The sequence below is a fragment of the Anaerofilum hominis genome, assembly GCF_014287275.1.
GTDB classification, from domain to species: Bacteria; Bacillota; Clostridia; order Oscillospirales; family Ruminococcaceae; genus Pygmaiobacter; species Pygmaiobacter hominis.
In genome coordinates this window covers 277,027-296,538 of sequence record NZ_JACONZ010000001.1, presented here as the reverse complement: position 1 = coordinate 296,538, position 19,512 = coordinate 277,027, and the positions used below count along the sequence as shown (strand labels likewise).

The 19,512-nt window shown below is 58.2% G+C and carries 11 protein-coding genes; 4 read left to right on the top strand and 7 right to left on the bottom strand.

The window, feature by feature from the left end; translation table 11 throughout:
- Window positions 1–2 precede the first annotated feature (2 nt).
- Window positions 3–761 carry an amino acid ABC transporter ATP-binding protein gene (locus H8S23_RS01320; protein ID WP_341479874.1) on the top strand — a complete coding sequence of 253 codons (759 nt, stop codon included), beginning with the start codon at window positions 3–5 and terminating at the stop codon, window positions 759–761.
- 680 nt (window positions 762–1,441) lie between these two features.
- Here H8S23_RS01320 and H8S23_RS01315 read toward each other — a convergent pair.
- The 6 genes from H8S23_RS01315 to H8S23_RS01290 all read right to left on the bottom strand — a co-directional run bounded on the left by H8S23_RS01315 (window position 1,442) and on the right by H8S23_RS01290 (window position 8,983).
- On the bottom strand, window positions 1,442–2,017 hold the full coding sequence (locus H8S23_RS01315; protein ID WP_186886513.1) for a xanthine phosphoribosyltransferase: 576 nt from the start codon (window positions 2,015–2,017) through the stop codon (window positions 1,442–1,444).
- Window positions 2,018–2,094: 77 nt separating this feature from the next.
- Entirely contained in the window at window positions 2,095–3,546 is a 1,452-nt protein-coding gene (locus H8S23_RS01310) for a monomeric [FeFe] hydrogenase (RefSeq protein WP_186886512.1), read from the bottom strand.
- A gap of 74 nt (window positions 3,547–3,620) precedes the next feature.
- Window positions 3,621–4,793 carry a SpoIIE family protein phosphatase gene (locus H8S23_RS01305; RefSeq protein WP_186886511.1) on the bottom strand — a complete coding sequence of 391 codons (1,173 nt, stop codon included), beginning with the start codon at window positions 4,791–4,793 and terminating at the stop codon, window positions 3,621–3,623.
- 11 nt (window positions 4,794–4,804) lie between these two features.
- A complete protein-coding gene (locus H8S23_RS01300; RefSeq protein ID WP_186886510.1) occupies window positions 4,805–6,469 on the bottom strand; it encodes a [Fe-Fe] hydrogenase large subunit C-terminal domain-containing protein in 1,665 nt (554 codons plus the stop codon).
- Window positions 6,470–6,715, bottom strand: coding sequence for a (2Fe-2S) ferredoxin domain-containing protein (locus H8S23_RS01295; protein ID WP_186886509.1), 246 nt, complete (start codon window positions 6,713–6,715; stop codon window positions 6,470–6,472). It abuts the gene before it with no gap.
- A 165-nt stretch (window positions 6,716–6,880) separates the two neighbouring features.
- On the bottom strand, window positions 6,881–8,983 hold the full coding sequence (locus H8S23_RS01290; RefSeq protein WP_186886508.1) for a glutamine synthetase III family protein: 2,103 nt from the start codon (window positions 8,981–8,983) through the stop codon (window positions 6,881–6,883).
- Between the two features lie 627 nt (window positions 8,984–9,610).
- On the opposite strand from H8S23_RS01290, the gene H8S23_RS01285 reads away from it, so the two are divergent.
- From H8S23_RS01285 to H8S23_RS01275, 3 genes are all read left to right on the top strand, one after another.
- Window positions 9,611–10,927 carry a glutamine synthetase family protein gene (locus H8S23_RS01285; RefSeq protein WP_186886507.1) on the top strand — a complete coding sequence of 439 codons (1,317 nt, stop codon included), beginning with the start codon at window positions 9,611–9,613 and terminating at the stop codon, window positions 10,925–10,927.
- Between the two features lie 29 nt (window positions 10,928–10,956).
- Complete coding sequence (locus H8S23_RS01280) at window positions 10,957–11,523, top strand: ANTAR domain-containing response regulator (protein WP_186886506.1); 567 nt, start codon at window positions 10,957–10,959, stop codon at window positions 11,521–11,523.
- Between the two features lie 76 nt (window positions 11,524–11,599).
- Window positions 11,600–13,216: a CTP synthase gene (locus tag H8S23_RS01275; protein ID WP_186886505.1), complete on the top strand. Its 1,617-nt coding sequence runs from the start codon at window positions 11,600–11,602 to the stop codon at window positions 13,214–13,216.
- 974 nt (window positions 13,217–14,190) lie between these two features.
- Here H8S23_RS01275 and H8S23_RS14075 read toward each other — a convergent pair.
- Complete coding sequence (locus tag H8S23_RS14075) at window positions 14,191–19,335, bottom strand: InlB B-repeat-containing protein (protein WP_186886504.1); 5,145 nt, start codon at window positions 19,333–19,335, stop codon at window positions 14,191–14,193.
- Window positions 19,336–19,512 lie beyond the last annotated feature (177 nt).

The window sequence follows — 19,512 nt, the reverse complement described above, 5'->3', positions numbered from 1 at the left end:
CCGTGCCTATTTTGACAGTGGAGAACGTGACGAAGCGGTTCGGCGGCTTTGAGGCTCTCAAGGGCGTTTCACTCACGGTGGAGCGCGGGGAGGCGGTGGCGATCATCGGCTCTTCCGGCAGCGGCAAATCCACGCTGCTGCGCTGCATCAATGATCTGGAACGCGTTTCCAGCGGCCGCATCGTCATCGATGGGGACACGCTGGTGGAAACGGTGGACGGCGCTGTGAAGTATCCGCCTGAAAAGGAGCTGCGCCGCATCTGCATGAAAACGGGCATGGTCTTTCAGCAGTTCAACCTGTTTCCGCACCTGACCTGTCTTGAAAACATCACCATCGCGCCCCTGCAGATCTTAAAACAGAACCGGGCCGACGCGATCGCCAATGCCGACCGCCTGCTGAGGCTGGTAGGGCTGGAAAACAAGGCCGACAGCTATCCGGCCATGCTGTCGGGCGGGCAGCAGCAGAGGGTGGCGATCGCCCGGGCGCTGGCCATCGACCCCCAGATCATGCTTTTTGACGAGCCCACCAGCGCCCTGGACCCGGAACTGACCGCAGAGGTCACGTCGGTCATCGCCAAGCTGGCGCAGCAGGATATCACGATGCTCATCGTCACCCATGAAATGGAGTTTGCGCGCACGGTGGCGGACCGCATCCTGTTTTTTGAAGATGGGGAGATCATCGCCGGGGGCTCCGCCGCGGAGTTTTTTGAAAGTCAGCAGAACGACCGCATCAAACGTTTCCTCAGCGGTTTTCAAAAGTGAGACGGCCCGCCGCGCGGCGGCAGGACAATAAAAATTCCCCGGCAAGGCCGGCGGCTTTTTACAGACGGGTAAGCCCCTGGAATACCGGCACGCGCGCCGCGCCCCCACGTTGATGCGCCCTGCCGGCTGCAGGGGAGCGTCCGCTTGCCGCCCGTAAACGGGCTTATTAAAAAAATTTATTGTCAGAGGCCCGCCTGCTCCATCTTGTTCCAGCGGACGTCGTATGGACTTTTCTGTTCTTTTTGCATTTTTCGCTGTATCTGCGCAGTATCCTCGACACCAGAATGCCTGATTCCCTATGAGATAAACCGTTTTAGGTCATTCTTTGGAGAAACGCCCTTTGTTTTTTTGTGCAGTTGACAGACCTCATTTCTATTTTAGCAAAGGGCGTTACTTTCTCTGCATCATCGCCATGAGACTTTTTTGAACCGTTCGTCCGGCGAGTGGTTTTTCTTTATGCAAAAACACGAGGAAAGCGGATTTGCGCCACCCTTCTGCGCTGCCCGCACGGTGGGGGGGAGAGGCGCCGTTGCCGCGCACGACCAGCCGGAGCCGGATCAACCTCTGTCTGCACTGCCCGCACGGTGGGGAAGCGGCGCAGCAAAAGACGGCAGGCGCGTTCCAAACGCCTGCCGTTTTTGTCCCGCAGCGGCAAAATGCCGCAGCGCTTTGCGACCGCCTCAGATGTGGCGGAACACAATGCCCTCCGGGTCCATCCGGTCGATGACGGCAAGGCTGTGCAGGTTGTAGCCCGCCTCTCTCAGCTTGTCGCCGCCGCCCTGGAACCCCTTTTCAATGGCGATGCCGATGCCTGCCACGGCCGCACCTGCCTGCCGGGCGATGTCCAGCAGGCCCAGCTGCGCTTTCCCGGTGGCGAGAAAGTCGTCCAGGATCAGGATGCGGTCCTGCGGGGTCAAAAATTTCTTCTCCAGCATGGCGGTGTAATCATTGCCGTGGGTGTAGCTGCGGATGACCGATGTGTACACGTCCCCGTCGATGTTTTTGCTCTTGGCCTTTTTGGCAAAAACGATGGGCACATGAAAATACTGGGCGGCAATGGCGGCAATGGCGATACCGCTGGCCTCAATGGTGACGATCTTGGTGATGGCTTCGCCGCGGAACAGGCGGAAAAACTCCCGTCCCATCTCATTCATCAGGGCGATATCGATCTGGTGGTTGAGAAAGCTGTCCACTTTCAGGATATTGCCCTCTTTGACTTTGCCGTCCTTTAAAATGCGCTGCTCCAACAGTTCCATAAAAGCACTCCCGTAGTAAAAGTGCGCCCCTCCGGGCGGCGGACGCCGCCGGGGGACGCACAGTTTTTTTGTAGGTCTTATTCCTTTTCCGGGCTGACGCCGAAGGTGATGCCCGCCGCGCTCTCAATGGTCTTTTCCAGCGCCAGACGGCCGTATTCGTCCACCTCGTTTTTGTCCTTGGGGCCGTGTGTCAGGCAGCCCGCGCCGCCGATGCAGCCGTTGATGCAGGCCATGCCCTCAATAAAGTTGCCGGGCAGCAGGTTGCGGCTGGCTTTGAGCAGCGCCAGCTTGCACTCCTCAATGCCGTTGCAGACCACCGGCTTTGCCTCAAAGTCCTTGATGTCCTGCTCGCGGAATGCCTGGGCCACAGCGTCGGACAGACCGCCGCTGCGCGCAAAGATGCGCCCGTAGTAAGAGGCGTTGTCCAGCACGTCCTCTTCCAGCGCGGTCAGGTCGATCTCGCAGGCCTCAAACAGGGCGTGCAGCTCTTCAAAGGTGAGCACGCCGTCCACATAGGGGCTGACTTCCGGCAGCTGGAACTCCATCTTTTTGGCGGTGCAGGGGCCGATAAAGACAACTTTGGCTTCGGGATCGGTCGCCTTGACAAATTTGCCCACCGCGCCCATGGGGGAGAGGTTCGAGGAGATCTTGTCGGTCATGGCGGGGAAATTCTTTTTGATGTAATCGACAAACGCCGGGCAGCAGGAGCTGGTCAGGAAGCCGCGCTCCGCCAGCTCGCGGCTTTCGGACAGCGAGACCATGTCCGCGCCGAGGGCCGCCTCGATCACATTGTAAAAGCCCAGCGTTTTCAGCCCCGAGATGACCTGCCCCAGCTTGGCGTAATTGAACTGGCTGGACACCGAGGGGGCGACCACCGCATACACCTTATAATTGCGGTTGTTTTTGCTGGCGCGCAGCAGCTTGATGACGTCCACGATAAAGCTGCGGTCCACGATGGCCCCAAACGGGCACATGTACACGCAGGAGCCGCAGGAGATGCACTTGCCGTTGTCGATCTCGGCTTTTTTCTCCTCGTTCATGTGGATGGCGTTCACCTTGCAGGCGTTTTCGCAGGGGCGGGTGTGCTTGCTGATGGCGTTGTACGGGCACACCGACGCGCACTTGCCGCAGCCCACACATTTGGAGTGATCGATCTGGGCGTGCTGGCCCTCGACGGTGATCGCCCCGCGCGGGCAGACCTCTTCGCAGCGGTGGGCGATACAGCCGCGGCAGTCGGGGCCCACCGTGTAGCCGCTCACGGGGCACTCGTCGCAGGCGATGTCCAGCACCTGGATCACGTTCGGGTTTTCCGGGTCGCCGCCCAGAGCGCTGTGCACGCGCTCGCCCAGCACCGCGCGCTCTTTGTAGATGCAGCAGCGCATGGTCGCTTTGGCGCCGTCCGGGATGATGGCCTTGGGGATCTCCCGGTAGGCGTCCTGCAGGGTGTCGGCATAGGCGTGCTTGGCGACCTCTTTGAGGACCTTGTACTTCAGCCACTGGACGCGGGTGTCAAAAATTCTTCCATTCACGTTGCAGATTCCTTCCTCTCCTGAACGCCGCGGCGCGCTTTGGGTCCGGCAGGGCGCAGCGCGGCTCCTGTTTATCAGAAATAGCTGACCTTGATGTGCTTGCCCATTTTTTCAAGACACTCGGCCAGTTCCTGGATCAGGCGGATCTTGATGCCGAAATTGATGGGCAGGTTGGGGTTCTGGTGCGCGGGGTTGATGGCCTTGCCGACAAAGAAGTTGATGTCGGTGGCTTTTTCAAACAGCATCTGGGCGATCTGGGCGGCGCCGTCCTTGCGGTTGGCCCAGGGCGCCGAGATGTCATTGCTGGAAAGATAGGCTTTTGCGTACTCCACCACGCGGCTGATGGTGATGACGCCCTCGGTCACCAGATCGATGCCCTCCACATAGGCGATGGGGGGGATCTCGGGGTCGCAGTAGTCGATGCTGGTGTTGACCGGCTTGCCCAGGAACTGGGCCGCCAGGGTGCTGGTGGTGCCGCCGCAGACGATCTTTGCGCCCTCTTTGGAGAAGAAGAGGTTCATCATCATGTTTACGTCCTTGGGGTCCGAAGGCGGCCCGATCATCAGATTGACCGGGTTACGCTTTTTGATCTTGACGCAGGCAATGGTGGTGTCGTCCCCCGGCTCGCCCTCATACAGGCTGTTGCACTCGTCCACGATCATGGTGGAGATGGTCTTGGCGGACATCGACCAGTCGAAAATGGCCTCCGAAAAGTCGACGATATTCTCGCGCTGCCAGCCAAAGTTGAGTGTTTTGCCCACACCGGCGTAGATGGCGCCGTCGCTCATGGCGATAAAGGTATCGTCCAGCTGCAGCGAGACGGTGCTTTCCAGTACCGTCTTGTCGCCGATCATCCGGCTGACGATGGGGTAGTCCACGCTTTTGCCGTCCCGCAGAAAGATGACGTTGGGGTTGTCGAACTGGATGATGCGTGCGGTGTCGTTGTGCTCGATGTGGATGATGGTGAAAGTGCTGTAAGCGACCTTGCGCACCTGGCAGACGGGCAGGGTCTTGACGATGGTGTCCACACAGTCCTCGATGGACATGCCCGCATCGATCATCGTACACAGGATCTTGGAGGTCAGGGTGGAGAGGATGTTTGCCTTGACGCCGCTGCCCAGGCCGTCCGCCAGGACAAGGGTCAGGCAGTCGTCCGCCGTGCCGATGATCTCCACCTTGTCACCGCACAGCTGCTCGCCGTTTTTGTTGATGCTGACGTAGCCGGTGTCGGTCCACAGGTTGTTCATATGCAGCCTCCCTATTTCTGGATCGTCGATTTGAGCTTTGTCAGCGCGATCTTGGTCTCGGCTGTCGTCTCACCCAGAAGGGATGCGATCTCCTGCACGACCCGCATCTGCTTTTCGATGACCTGGTCGGTGATCTCGGCCGTTTCGCGGCGCAGATCGTCCTCCTGCGAGGCCTTGGTCTCCGCGTCGGTGATGTCCCGCATGATGCTGAAGATCATGTGGTATTCCTTGTCGTAGATGATGGTCTCGGCCACATATTTTTTGTACTCGGCAAGATAGTACTTTTTGTCCAGCACGTTCCTGCCGGTGACCATGGTGTTGAGGTAGTCGGTGGGGTTGAGGATGCGCACCAGCGGCGTGCCCTTGAGGTCGGCGCCGGCGGGGATGTTGAACAGACTCAGCGCCGCCTGGTTGATCTGCTGGATGTTCAGATCTTCATCCAGCACGAAGATGGCGTTGGGCGTGTTGCTGATGATCTTGTCGGAAAAGCTCTCCGCTTTCTCTTTCAAAAACGGCAGACACATCGACAGGTCGGCCTTGCCCTGATAGACGGCGATGGCCTTTTCGCGGCAGGTGTTGTAGCCGCAGCTGCCGCAGTTGAGCTCTTTTTCCGGGCTGGTCTTGCCCATTTTGGACAGGATCTCCTTGATGGCCGCTTCGCCCGGGATCTGGGCGCGCACGCCTATGTAGTCCATCTTTTTCTCCAGCGGGGCTTTCAGTTCGGCGTCAAATTCTTCTTTGCCGGCAAACGAGCGCACCTTGACCGCGCCCGCAATGCTGCGCTGGTGACGCGTCGTGGTGGCGGGTCCGTTGATGCAGCCTCCCTCGCAGGCGTTCATCTCCACAAAGCAGCCGCTGAGGCCGCCGGCCTCGATCTCCTTGAGCGCCGCCTTGCAGTTTTCCACGCCGTCGATGGCGATATAGCTGTAGCCGGTGTCGGCCGTATCCATGCTGGCGATGATGCCGCCGGGGATGGGGAAAAAGCGCGGGCGCTTGCCGCTCTCGTCGGCGGGGTCGGGCTCGATGACGAGATGCTCTTCGGTCATCCAGCTCTCCAGGTCCTCAAAGGTGAGCACCACGTCGCAGATGCCGTAAATGCTGGCCTCCTCTTTTTTGGAGATGCAGGGGCCGATAAAGACTGTCGCCGCGCCGGGGTTCTGCTCTTTGATCAGCTGGCAGTGGGCCAGCATGGGCGAGAGCACGTCGGCCAGATAGGGCAGCGCGCCGGGATAATATTTCTGGATCAGGGTGTTGATGGTGTGGCAGCAGGAGGAGATGATCAGCGGGTGCTGCCCGTCTGCGATCATTTCCTGATAGCGGTTTTTGACGATGCCGGCGCCGATGGCGGTCTCCTCGGCCGAGGCAAAGCCCAGCTTTTGCAGCACCCGCTTGACCTGGCTGAAGTTGGTGGCCCCGAATTCAGAGATGAACGAGGGGGCGACGCTGGCGATGACCGGCCGGCCGGAGGCGATCAGTTCTTTCACCTGCGGCAGGTCGTCCCGGATGACCTTGGCGTTCTGCGGGCAGTTGACAAAGCATTCGCCGCACAGGATACATTCGTTCGACACGATGTTCGCCTGGTCGTCTGCAAATTTGATGCTTTTGACCGGGCAGTGGCGAATGCACTTATAGCAGTTTTTGCAGTTGGACTTTTTCAGCCCCAGAAAGTCGCTCATTTACAGATTCCCCTTCAGGACATATTTGTCAAAGATATCGTTGAAATTGTCGGGCGAGACGCCGGTGATGATCTCGTCATCCACCTTGATGGTCACGCCGTCGGTGCAGCGGCCCAGACAGAACGCGGCCGAGACGTTGACCTTGTCGGAGAGGCTGTTTTTTTCCAGAGCCTCTTTCATCAGATTGATGATGTTGTAAGAGCCCTTGAGATGGCAGGAGCTCCCCACGCAGATATAAATATTCATAACTAACCCCTTCTTTCGTGATTTTTGGGTACTTTAGACAAAAAAGAGCAAAAAAAATAGGTATGTTAACTATTTAACATACCTATTATATAATAGAACTGCCATCAGGGTCAAGTCGCAAAACGTTCCGCAGGCATGAAATTTAGGGGATTTTTGGCGCGGGCCTCAGCGCACGCTGAACAGCAGCTCGCCGTAGGTGGGATAAGGCCAGAATTCTTTGGCCACCAGCCCCTCCAGTTCATCCGCGACAGCCCGCAGCCCCTGCATGGAAGGAAAGACGGTCTCCTTGTAATGATCGGCCTGCGCCCTGCTGTCCCCGCACTCCTTTGCGGCCAGCAGCCGGGCCTCCAGCCCCGCCGCGCCGTCGTACAGGCAGCCGGCAAGGGTGGACAGCCTGCCGGCGAGCTCTTCCTCCACGCCGCAGCTCAGGGCCGGGCAGAGCTGCTTTTTTTTGAGAGCCGTGTCGGCCAGGGCCTGCGTGTAGCGCAGCACGGCGGGCAGGATGTCCTTGCGTGCCATCTCCAGCATGGTCAGCGCCTCGATGTGCAGGGTCTTGCAATAGCCCTCCAGCAGGACCTCATAGCGCGAGCGCAGTTCAGCCTCGGTAAAAATTCTGTTTTTTGCGAACAGAGCGATGTTTTTTTCGCTGACAAGATGAGGCAGGGCGTCGGCGGTGGTCTTCAGGTTCAGCAGGCCGCGCTCCCGCGCCTCCTCCACCCATTCGCGGGCGTAGTTGTTGCCGTTGAAGATGATGCGTCGGTGCGCGGCGATGGTGCGGCGCACCAGATCGTTGAGGGCGGCCTCAAAGTCGTCCGCCTCCTCCAGCTGGTCGGCAAAGCCGGACAGCTCTTCGGCGACGATGGTGTTGAGCACCGTGTTGCAGTCGGCGATGGACTGCGCCGAGCCCACCATGCGGAACTCGAATTTATTGCCCGTAAAGGCAAACGGGGAAGTGCGGTTGCGGTCGGTGTTGTCGCGGGTAAAATGGGGCAGGGTGTGCACCCCGATGCGCATTTCCACCTTGTCGTGGGGGCCGCAGTCGGCGCCGGTCTCAATGGCGCGCAGCACCTCGTCCAGGTCGTCCCCCACAAACATCGAGACGATGGCGGGCGGCGCCTCGTTGGCGCCCAGACGGTGGTCGTTGCCCGCCGAGGCCACCGAGATGCGCAGCAGGTCCTGATATTCGTCTACGCCCTTGATCACCGCCGCGAGGAAAAGCAGGAACTGGGCGTTTTCGCGGGGGCTGTCGCCGGGCTCGAGCAGGTTGACGCCCCGGTCGGTGGAGATGGACCAGTTGTTGTGCTTGCCGCTGCCGTTCACGCCCGCAAAGGGCTTTTCATGCAGCAGGCACACAAGACCGTGGCGCGCCGCCACTTTCTGCATCAGTTCCATGGTGAGCTGGTTGTGGTCGGTGGCGATATTCGTGGTGGTGAAGATGGGGGCCAGCTCGTGCTGGGCCGGGGCCACCTCGTTGTGCTCGGTCTTGGCGAAGATGCCCAGACGCCACAGCTCCTGATCCAGGTCGTGCATGAACTGCGCGACCCGCGGCTTGAGGTTGCCGAAATAGTGGTCATCCAGCTCCTGTCCCTTGGGCGGCTTTGCGCCGAACAGGGTGCGCCCGCAATAGATCAGGTCGCGGCGCTGCTCGTACAGCTCGCGGTCCACAAGGAAATATTCCTGCTCGGGGCCGACGGTGGTGTTCACCTTTGCCGTCTGGGTGTCGCCGAACAGCCGCAGGATGCGCAGGGCCTGGCGGTTCAGCAGCTCCATGCTGCGCAGCAGGGGCGTCTTTTTGTCCAGCGCCTCCCCGCCGTAAGAGCAGAAAGCGGTGGGGATGCACAGCGTCCCGTCTTTGATAAAGGCAAAAGAGGTGGCGTCCCAGGCAGTGTAGCCGCGGGCCTCAAAGGTGGCGCGCAGCCCGCCGGAGGGGAAGCTGGAGGCGTCCGGCTCGCCGCGGATCAGCTCCTTGCCGGAAAAGCGCATGATGGCGGTGCCGTCTTTTTGCGGGCAGAGAAAGCTGTCGTGTTTTTCCGCCGTGACGCCGGTCATGGGCTGGAACCAGTGGGTGAAATGGGTGGCGCCTTTCTCGATGGCCCAGTCTTTCATGGCGTTGGCCACCACGTCGGCAATGCCGCGGTCCAGGCTGCGCCCCTGCTCGATGGTGCGCTTGAGGGCCGCATAGGTCTCGGCGGGCAGGCGCTCTTTCATCACGTGCTCGTTAAAGACCATGCTTCCAAAGATCTCCGTTACGCTGTTCACTTCTCTCATCCTCCCTCGATCGACATAAAAGAAAGGCGCCGTGGACAAAATGTCCACAGCGCCTTTGCTGTCTATAGGCCGCATTATATGCCTGCACGCCGCGGTTTGTCAAGCGGTATCTCCAAAAACAGGTAAAAATTTTGCGTTTTTCGTTGACAGGGGCCGGTGCGCTATTGTATAATCGGGCGGTGGACAAAGGGGTCCGTCAGGGTCGCCGCGCGGGTGCGGGGGACTCTTTGGCGGGACCCCTTGATTTTTTTGGCTTTCACTTTTGGGTTCTGGCCGGCCCCGGCGGGCGAACCCCTCCGGCAGCGGCGCGGAGGGTAAGGGAGAAGTGCTGCGCGGGTGAGCGGGTTGAAAAACGTGCGGCGGCCGGACCGAAGCGGGTTCGAAAGGGCGCTTGCCAAGCCGTGGACCTGCCGCCGTTTGCAGGAGCGGCGAGGATTAAAATTCGTCGGATACTATCATCGACAACTGCACGCATTGCCACCATTTGCAGGAGCAGCGAGGATCGAAACAGCATCCGTTGGTCCCGGTTCTGCAGAGCGGCCGGACGCCGCCCGCAGGGACCGCGCGGTTCGAAACAGGAGCAGAAAAACGGCAGGGCCGTTTGAGAAAAAATCATGGAGGTGCGGTATGTACGACAGCGCTGAGGATATCCTGAATTATGTGAGAGAGAACGACGTCAAATTTATCCGCCTGGCTTTCTGCGACATTTTCGGTGTGCAGAAGAATATCGCCATCCAGCCCTCAGAGCTGCCGCGCGCCTTTGAGAAAGGGATCTCCTTTGACGCCTCGGCGGTCAGCGGGTTTATGAACGTGGAGGAGTCCGACCTGTTGCTGGTGCCCGACCCCGGCACCCTCACGGTGCTGCCCTGGAGGCCGGACCACGGGCGGGTGGTGCGGCTGTTCTGCGATATCCGCCGCCCCGGCGGCGCGCCCTTTGAGGGGGATTGCCGCAGGCTGCTGCGGCAGACCGCCGCGCGCGCGGCCCAAAGGGGATATGTGTGCAAATTCGGGCCCGAGTGCGAGTTTTACCTCTTTCACTTGGATGAAGAGGGCGAGCCCACCGACCGCCCGCTGGACAGGGCCGGATATTTTGACATCGCGCCCCTGGACAAGGGCGAAAATGTGCGCAGGGACGTCTGTCTGGCGCTGGAGGAGATGGGCTTCACACCGGAGGCCAGCCACCATGAACAGGGGCCGGGCCAGAACGAGATCGACTTCCGCTACAGCACGGCGGTGCGGGCAGCCGACAATGTCGTCACGTTCAAATCGGCGGTCAAGGCCATCGCCGCGCAGCACGGGCTGCACGCCAGCTTTATGCCAAAGCCGCTGGCCGGCGCCCCCGGCAGCGGCATGCATATCAACATGAGCCTGTATAACCGGGACGACCGCAACCTTTTTCTGGGGGACGCAGACGGCTTTTTGCCCGAGGCGAGACAGTTCATCGCGGGCATCCTGGCGCGCACGGCGGAGCTCTCCGCTTTCCTCAACCCCACCACAAACTCTTATGCCCGGTTCGGCCTGTTCGAAGCGCCGCGTTACCTGACCTGGTCCCGCCAGAACCGCAGCCAGCTGGTGCGCATCCCGGCCGCAGAGGGGGACTTCAGCCGCATGGAGCTGCGCAGCCCCGACCCGGCCTGCAACCCCTATCTTGCCTTTGCGCTGCTGATCGAGGCCGGCCTGGAGGGGATCGGGGAACAGCTGGAACTGCCTGCGCCCACCGACTGCGATCTGTATGAAGCGGGCGCGGCCGGGGACCTGCCCGCCCTGCCCGCAAGCCTGGACGAGGCGCTTTGGCTGGCCGAGCGCAGCCCCCTGGTGGCCCGGGTGGTGCCCCAGGCCACGCGGGACAAATACTTTGCGCTCAAGCGGGCGGAGACGGAAAAGATCGGGCGGGGCCCGGACCGCGCCGCCAGGGAGCACGCCCTCTACTTCGACCGGCTCTGAGCGGCGCGGCGCAGAGAGGGGGGCGGGTTTTGGAACGGATATTGATCGTCTCGGACGGCGAACAGTCGCGCCGGCAGCTGGCAGGGCTGTTCACCCAGGCGCCTTTGCCCACAGTGGCGATGGCGGCGGGCGGCGGCGACGCGCGGCGGATGCTGCTGGGCGCGGAATACGATCTGGTGCTGGTGAACGCCCCCCTGCGGGATGAGTTCGGCCACGAGCTTGCCGTGCAGGCGGCGCGGGGCGGGGCAGGGGTGCTGATGCTGGTGCGCGCGGGCCTGGAGGAGGAAGCGGCGGAGCGGGTGGAGGACTACGGCGTCCTTGTGCTGCCCCGCCCGCTGAACCGCACGGCTTTCCATCAAAGCGTCAGGCTGCTGCAGGCGGCGCGGCGCAGGGTGGAGCATCTGCTGGAGGAGAACCGGCGCCTGCGGGAGAAGATGGAGGAGCTGCGGATCGTGGAGCGGGCAAAATACGTGCTGATCGAGCATCTGGGCCTCACGGAAGAGCAGGCCCACCGCTGCATCGAGAAGCAGGCGATGGACCGGCGCGCCACCCGCCGCAGCGTGGCGGAGGGGATACTGAACACCTATGAGGCATGAGCCGCGCGGGCGGGTCCGCTGTTCAGGGCAGCGCGGCGCCGGAGGCTCAGGGCGAAAGGAAAGGACGGCAGACGGTATGACAAAGTATATTTTTGTGACGGGCGGCGTGGTGTCCGGGCTGGGCAAGGGGATCACCGCGGCCAGCCTTGGCAGGCTGCTCAAGGCGCGCGGGCTGCGCATTGCGGCCCAGAAGCTGGACCCCTATATCAACGTGGACCCGGGCACCATGAGCCCTTATCAGCACGGGGAGGTATTCGTCACTGAGGACGGCGCGGAGACCGATCTGGACCTCGGCCATTACGAGCGCTTCATCGACGAAAATCTGAATCAGTATTCCAACCTCACCACCGGCAAGGTCTATTGGAACGTGCTCAACAAAGAGCGCAGCGGCGCGTATCTCGGCGAGACGGTGCAGGTCATCCCGCACATCACCGGCGAGATCAAAAGCTTTGTTTATTCGGTGGGGCAAAAGACGGGTGCGGATGTGGTCATCACCGAGATCGGTGGCACCACCGGCGACATCGAGAGCCAGCCGTTCCTGGAGGCCATCCGTCAGGTCGCCCACGAGGTGGGCCGCCAGAATTGCCTGTTCATCCACGTCACGCTGGTGCCCTATCTGAAAGGCAGCGACGAGCACAAGTCAAAGCCCACCCAGCATTCGGTAAAAGAGCTGCAGTCCTTTGGCATCATGCCGGATATCATCGTCATGCGCAGCGACGAGCCGGTAGAGGAGTCCATCCGCCGCAAGATCGCGCTGTTCTGCAACGTCAAGCCGGACTGCGTCATCGAAAACCTGACCCTGCCGGTGCTGTATGAGGCTCCCCTCATGCTGGAAAAGAACGGCCTCGCCCAGGTGGTCTGCCGCGAGCTGGATATCCGCTGCGGCCCCTGCGACCTCACCGACTGGAACGCCATGCTGCAGCGCGTCTCCGCGGCCGCAAGGCCGGTGCGGATCGCGCTGGTGGGCAAGTACACCAGACTGCACGACGCTTATCTTTCGGTGAACGAGGCGCTGGCCCATGCCGGTTATGAGAACGGGGCGGCGGTGGAGATCGAGTGGGTGGACAGCGAGCAGCTGACGCCCGAGACGGTCGGCGCGCGGCTGTCCTGCTGCGACGGTATCCTGGTGCCCGGAGGCTTTGGGGACCGGGGCATCGAGGGGATGATCTTGGCCGCTGGCTACGCCCGTGTCAACGGCGTCCCCTACTTCGGCATCTGCCTTGGCATGCAGATCGCAGTGATCGAATACGCCCGCAGCGTGCTGGGGCTTGCAGACGCCAATTCCAGCGAGTTTGCGCCCGATTCGGCGCACAAGGTGATCGATTTGATGCCCGATCAGCACGGAAACCTGCCCAAAGGGGGGACGATGCGCCTGGGGGCTTACCCCTGCAACATCGCGCCCGGCACCCTGATGGAGCGGGCCTATCGCTCCGCCCAGATCGGCGAGCGCCATCGTCACCGGTACGAGTTCAACAACGAGTTCCGCGGGCAGCTTGCAGAGGCCGGGCTGGTGATCTCGGGTACCTCGCCGGACGGGAGACTGGTGGAAGCGGTGGAGATCCCCGGCAGCCGCTTTTTTGTCGGGGTGCAGTATCACCCCGAGTTTAAGAGCAGGCCCAACCGCGCGCACCCGCTGTTCCGCGAATTTATTGCGGCGAGCCTGGAAACCGCAGACCGGCGAAAAGACGGGTGAAGCGGACGTCCCGCCGCCTGTTCCGCCTGCGGGCTGCCGGGCTGAGGCCTGTTCTCGTGACGCAGCGAAGAGAGCGATAGCTTCCCGCCGGGCCGCGCCGCGGAGCCCATCAAAAAAGCGCCTTATCCTGTCCCGGAGGCACCGGGGGACAGGATAAAACGCTTTTCTTTTCATCAACAAGAGCGACCGCGCAGACAGCGCGGGGAAGGGCAAACGGGAAAACTCAAAACAGTTCACAGACCGATGCGGCTCTGGCTTTTCCATTTCATTGACGGGGAAGCCTTTGCCTGCCTTGCCGTCGGCAGCAGCCACCAGGGAACGCGGCCTTTTGCATTTCACCCCACCGGCTTTTCAGACAGGGGCCGTCTTTTTTGCGCAAAGAACAAAGCCCCTCGACTCCCTGCGGCCCGGAGGAACCTTTTTTTGATACCACGGCCCGGCCGCCCCTGCGTCTGCGGCTTAAAAATGCCTAGGGCCGGCAGTTTGCCCGATCAGGCGCCTGATTGCCGTTATTGCACACCTGGATATGGATGCCATGCCGGATGGGCGCGAGCAGAAAACCGGCGGCAACGCCTGCAAAAAAGAAAAGAGCCGCGATCAAAGGCAGGGGGGCTGTACGTTTTTCCATTCCGATCACCTCGTTCCCAGTATACCATCCCGGCAGATGGAAAAGAAGACTTTCTTTTTGTATAACTATGAGAGCATTTATTTTGGCGGCCCCACCCGCACCGCCTGCGCGGCAGCTGGGCAACGGCCGGGAAAAACAGCCTCCGCTGCGGCCGCTCTTGGAAGACGCCGGACCCGCGGCGCGCTCAGGGCAGGCCGCGGTGCCGTTTTGCGTTGTCGAGCTGTTTTTCTCTTGCGGTTTTGCATACCGACTCGGCCGTCGAGAGCAACGCCCGCATCGTCGGCAATATTGATAATACCGACAGCCTTATGGTAAATTTCAATATCCCGCTTTCCTGGATACAAAGTTATTTTACTGTATGTTTTCTGCGTTTTTTCATTGCTGCAAGTGCTGCTAATCCACCGCCCGAAACAAAGAGTAGTGCCGCCCACAACATCGCATTGCTGTTATCGCCTGTTTGCGGACTATCTGTATCCGGCTTTTCTGAAGTATCTGCTGTGAGCATTGGAATATCAGCAGTTTCCCTATAGCTGCAGTTTTGGCATTTGCGTTCTTTTTCGCCTTTTGCTGTTTCAGTAGGTTCTTTTGTGACTTTCCAATCACCGAAAGAGTGACCTGTTGCCGGAATCACTGTGCTGTCCTTTATGGCATCACATTTCGCACAATGAATGGACTTACTGCCATCCTCTGTGCAAGCCGACGCTTTGTCAATCGTAAAGTCCGTTTCCCATTCATGTCCAAGCTTGTCTAAATCTCTTGATTCGGTAATAAGACAAACGGAACATTTGCGGCTTTCAGAGCCTTTATCCTCGCAGCTCGGTGAATTTACTGTTGTCCAATCGCCCCAAGTATGACCATTTGCATTGACGACCTCTTGTTTTACAAGTATTGTATTACATACTGAGCAGTGCTTGCCCTCGGTCAGTCCTGTTTCGGTGCAAGTCGGCGCTTTGGCGGGATCTATCACTTCGGTATGGCTTTTTACCGAGCCTATATCAGGAACAGTGTCTTTTACATCACAATAATCGCACTTGGCGGTTTTCGTTCCGTCTTTGATGCAAGTCGCATTATTGTCGGATGTATAATTGGTAAAGGTGTGTCCATTATTTACCGTGATCGTATAGGTCGTGCTGTTTCCGGCTTTATCGGTAACAACGATCGTCTGTGCTCCCTGTGCAGGATCTACAGTGAACTTGCCGCCATCGAACGCAGCAGCAGTACCATTTACTGTCACACTGCCAACGTAATCATCGGAAACTGTTGCCGTGGCAGCAGAGCAGTAGGTCTTGTTGTTTTCAATGCCGCTGATAACAGGAGCGGTCTTATCGATCACCATACCATCGGAACTGATATAAGTAACATTATCACTATTATCGGTGATTTTGGCATAGATGATATATTTGCCCTCGTTTTCAAGGCGGAATGCACTGTATGCAGTCCACCCTGTTTTATTTGCAATATCATCCTCGGAAATTGCTGTATCAGACAGGAGATATTCAATGCTTTTTACGCCTGAACCAGTGTCATCAGAAGTGATCGTTACATCATACTTATCTTTACAGAACAATCCGAAAGTGATCGTATGGATAAAAGATTTCCAACTGTTGCCCTTTACCGTGATCTCGCCTGTCGGAGCGGTTTCATCAACCCACTTAGCATAGAGGATGATATCGCCTGTCACTGTATCACTTGCGAAATTCCAGGCCGTGGTGCAGGTGCTTTCCTTGTACCAACCCTTAAAAGTATAGCCTGTTTTGGTAGGGGCGTCAGGCTTTGAAAGCACCGAATTCTGCTCGACGGTTACTGCGGCAATTTCACTTCCGCCGTTTGTGTTAAAGCTTACCGTGTAGACAGCAAGCGTTTTGATCTTTGTGCCGCTGCTTGCAGGCGAAGCGTTATAATACACATTATCAGCATAGCGGGCAAAGAAATAATAGGTTGTGTTGGGAGTTAAGCCGGTAAAGGCCGGGGTGTTTTCCCATCCGTCATTTGGAACTGTATTCACCGTATTCATGGCGTACTGTGCCGTCGTGTTATTGTTTGGTATTTCGTTTAGGGTAACGGATTTACTCGTCTTGCTTGCTACTGTTGGTGCACCCGGTGCAGTCTGATTGGCTCTTGTTACCGTCAGCTCCTTTGAACCCTCACTGCTAAAAAGTAAATCCGTTCCGCTGAACTCGGCAATAATTTCGTATGGAATTTCGCTCGGCGTCCAACTAAACGTATTACTATCCAACAACTCTATTTCAAGTGTAGCCTTGCCGTTAACTACAGGAATTGCCGTATCATTCAGCTTGTCACTATAACCTGAATTCCAGTAATAAAAATTCACAGTATTGGCTTCTGCTTCTTGAGATAGCAGCTTATCCTTGCCGTTCCCCTCGGATATTGTGGCAGTGGCGATAATCGTATCGCCGTAGGCAGCAGTATTGTTTTGAAGTGCCTTGCCGTCCTTATCCGCAAAGGTGACTGTCACACTGCTGGCGGAAATGATTTTTCCGTCGCCGCTGTTTGTAATGGTACCATTGATCGTGCCGTATTTTTTTATCGTGCCTTTGTTGATAAACTGCACACCGTGTCCAATGGCAAGGGTGCCGCCCTCCGGGACAGTCAACGTGCAGCCACTTGGAATTTCCGCATCAGTGCTGATGGTGGGGCTGCCGTAAACTGCACCGCTGTCTCCCTCTAAAATAATGCCGCTCCAACTACTGTCCTTGCCGCTGATATCGCTGATGGCTGCGGCATTGCCTCCGCCGGTGGCTATAACGACGGCGCTGCCGCCCTCGCCGGTGGTGAATGTACCGCCTGCACCTTGGTCACCGCCGCCGATGCCTGCACCTCCGTCGTCGCCGCCGGTGGATATAACTGTTCCGCCGTTAACAGCGATCGTACCGCCTGCACCGCCTTCACCGCCGCCGATGCCTGCACATCTGTAGCCGCCGGTGGATGTAACGGTTCCGCCTTTTATGGCAATAGTGCCGCCATCACCATTATAACCGCCGCCGATGCCTGCGCCGCCAATTCCTATACCAGAAGAGCTGCAGCCTTTGGATATAACCGTGCCATCGTTTATGGTTATATTGCCACCATCACTATTATAACCGCCGCCGATGCCTGCACCACCCGCACTACCGCCGGTAGATGTAATAGTTCCGCCGTTTATGGTTATGCTGCCGCCGTTTCCACTGCCCCCGCCGCCGATCCCTGCGCCATCTATATCGGCTCCAGCTATAACCGTGCCGCCGTTTATGGTAATACTGCCGCCTGCACCTCTTTTACCGCCGCCGATCCCTGCGCCGCAGTAGCCGCTTGTGGCTGTAACGTTTCCGCCATTTATGATGATGTTGCCGCCATCACCATTATCACCGCCGCCGATGCCTGCACCGCCCTCACCAGCGACCGTGGCTGTGACTGTTCCGCCGTTGATGGTGATGTTGCCGCCTGCGCCTTCATAGCCGCCACCGATTCCCGCGCCTGTGCTGCCGCCTGTGGCTGTAACATTTCCGCCGTTGATGGTGATATTACCGCCTGCACCTTGGTCACCGCCGACGGTTCCACCGCCGCCGCCGATTCCCGCGCCTTCGCTGCTGCTGTTAGCTACAATCGTACCGCCGTTTATGGTTATACTGCCGCCGTGTCCACCGCTTCCGCCGCCAATTCCTGCACCAGTGCCAATACGGTAGCCTTTGGCTGTAACTGTACCGCCGTTTATGGTTATGCTGCCGCCATTTCCGCCATTTTCGCCGCCGATACCTGCGGCAGTCCTGTCGCCGTTGGCAGTCAGCTTGCCCATACTGTTCCCCGCAGACTGCGCATAGATAGTCAAACTGTTTGTGTTCACTTTATTGGGATCGGTTTTACTATTATCCTGCACCGTAATACCCGCTGCGGCATTTAAGCAGGCGTTATCTTTCAAAATCAAATAGACATCGCCGCTGACGGTAATGCGGTCGGATATTTCCACCTCACCATTCACCACATACCAATGCTCCGCACCATCATCTGCGCCCCAGCTTGTGCTGCTCGTATCGACTATGGTGTAGTCAAAGCATTCCGCTGTCTTCCAGTTTTGCCCATTGCTATCACAGGTCAGATAAGAAATAGGCGGCATAAGCTGACTGCCGGATGTAAATGTCTCGGTTCCTGCCGCACCACAGACACAGGATCTATAATATATTGCAGGATTTGTGTGATCCGCATCGCTGACCTTGTACATATCGGAAACGACTTCCTGATCATAGACGTGTTCCGCATAACCGTTTTTTTCGCTGTTTTCCGTAATCGGACAGTTAGTATTATTGCACTCATGCCAGTGATGAGCACTATCTTTACTCCATGCGGTTGCCCAATCGTGGGTATGGGGAGCGCTTACCGTCACGCTCGTGGTTACCGGGTCACTGCAAAAGTCGGTATACATATCCCCGTTGGCTTCTTCGGAGAAAATGGCAAGCGTATATGTTCCGGCAGGAACGCCGTTAAACGGAACGCTCACTGTTCCGCTGGAAGAACTCGAACAGTCGGCAAGCTTGCCATAATATTTGATATTCCCATCGGCATCTGCCAACACGCAAGAAACATACCTATTTGTGCCGGCAGTCACACCTGAGTAATTAAAGTCCAAGCTGTCGTTCCCAGTCACATTGTAGCTCGTCTGCATATCGGATATAGTCAGAGCTTGACTGGTATCGCGCATGGTAAACTTCACAGTATCTGAGGTTGCCGAGGCAGGCACAAGATTGCCACCTGCGGCCGCAGAAGATTTGCCTGTAGAGGCATTCGCATCCGTGGTAAAGAATATATCACCCAGATTCAAACTTAAAGCGGGTCGAGCGGCGAGATCGTAGGTGTTGACATAGGTGTTGTCCGTGCGGGCGCCCGTATGATCGCCAACCATTGCATTGCCGCCATTGGTCAGGCAGGGAGAACGCAGCCACCAGGGCATTCCGAAGTAACGTACTGTACTGTCGTTTATTGTAGCCCACTCAACTTCGGATAGAGCCCAGAGCTTTTTATTCTCTACGCCCTGTCCGGTGATACCGTCTGAAGTGGTCAGGCTTCTTGCCGTGATGACTGCCTGTTCTTTGGACGGAATATTTTCTGCGATCTCCTCCATCTTCTGCTGCAATGTACTTCCCGCATACTCATTCGGGGCTGTCCAGGCTGAAAGAGCGCTTGGATTATTTGCATAATACCAATTATCGCCGCTATACTGACTCGAATCTGAAAAGCTACTGCTTGACCCTGTGCGGAACGCCGTTGTTCCCAAATCATTGTTTGCCGCAAGCAGGGTGATATGCCCCGTCTGCGGATATACGCCGCTTGACCCGTCGCCGATGACCCACCATTCATGTCCGGCAAAGGCGACCTTACTGCTGTTTACGGTCAACGTTGGTATCCCGTTTTCAATCCCTGCTGCCAATGCCGCCGTCGGCAGCATACCAAACAGCAGACACAGCGTCAGCAAAGCCGCGAGTGATCTTTTCAGTTTCATTTTATCGTCCCTTCTGCCGCAATGGGCGCATCATCTATGACCGTGGATAAAGTCAAAAAAGGCGCATCTCGCCCTCGTGCAAACCACGAGCGGAACACGCCCAACAAATGTTTTGTATAGCAGAAAAAGACAGAGGGATGCTCTGCCTGTCTGATCTTGCGGAAGTCCGCTGTATTT

Bases quoted from the DNA above. Each gene is read 5' to 3' on its own strand.
- H8S23_RS01275 (WP_186886505.1), top strand. From the start codon at position 11,600: ATGACAAAGTATATTTTTGTGACGGGCGGCGTGGTGTCCGGGCTGGGC.
- H8S23_RS01315 (WP_186886513.1), bottom strand. From the start codon at position 2,017: ATGGAACTGTTGGAGCAGCGCATTTTAAAGGACGGCAAAGTCAAAGAG.
- H8S23_RS01285 (WP_186886507.1), top strand. From the start codon at position 9,611: ATGTACGACAGCGCTGAGGATATCCTGAATTATGTGAGAGAGAACGAC.
- H8S23_RS14075 (WP_186886504.1), bottom strand. From the start codon at position 19,335: ATGAAACTGAAAAGATCACTCGCGGCTTTGCTGACGCTGTGTCTGCTG.
- H8S23_RS01305 (WP_186886511.1), bottom strand. From the start codon at position 4,793: ATGAACAACCTGTGGACCGACACCGGCTACGTCAGCATCAACAAAAAC.
- H8S23_RS01300 (WP_186886510.1), bottom strand. From the start codon at position 6,469: ATGAGCGACTTTCTGGGGCTGAAAAAGTCCAACTGCAAAAACTGCTAT.
- H8S23_RS01295 (WP_186886509.1), bottom strand. From the start codon at position 6,715: ATGAATATTTATATCTGCGTGGGGAGCTCCTGCCATCTCAAGGGCTCT.
- H8S23_RS01290 (WP_186886508.1), bottom strand. From the start codon at position 8,983: ATGAGAGAAGTGAACAGCGTAACGGAGATCTTTGGAAGCATGGTCTTT.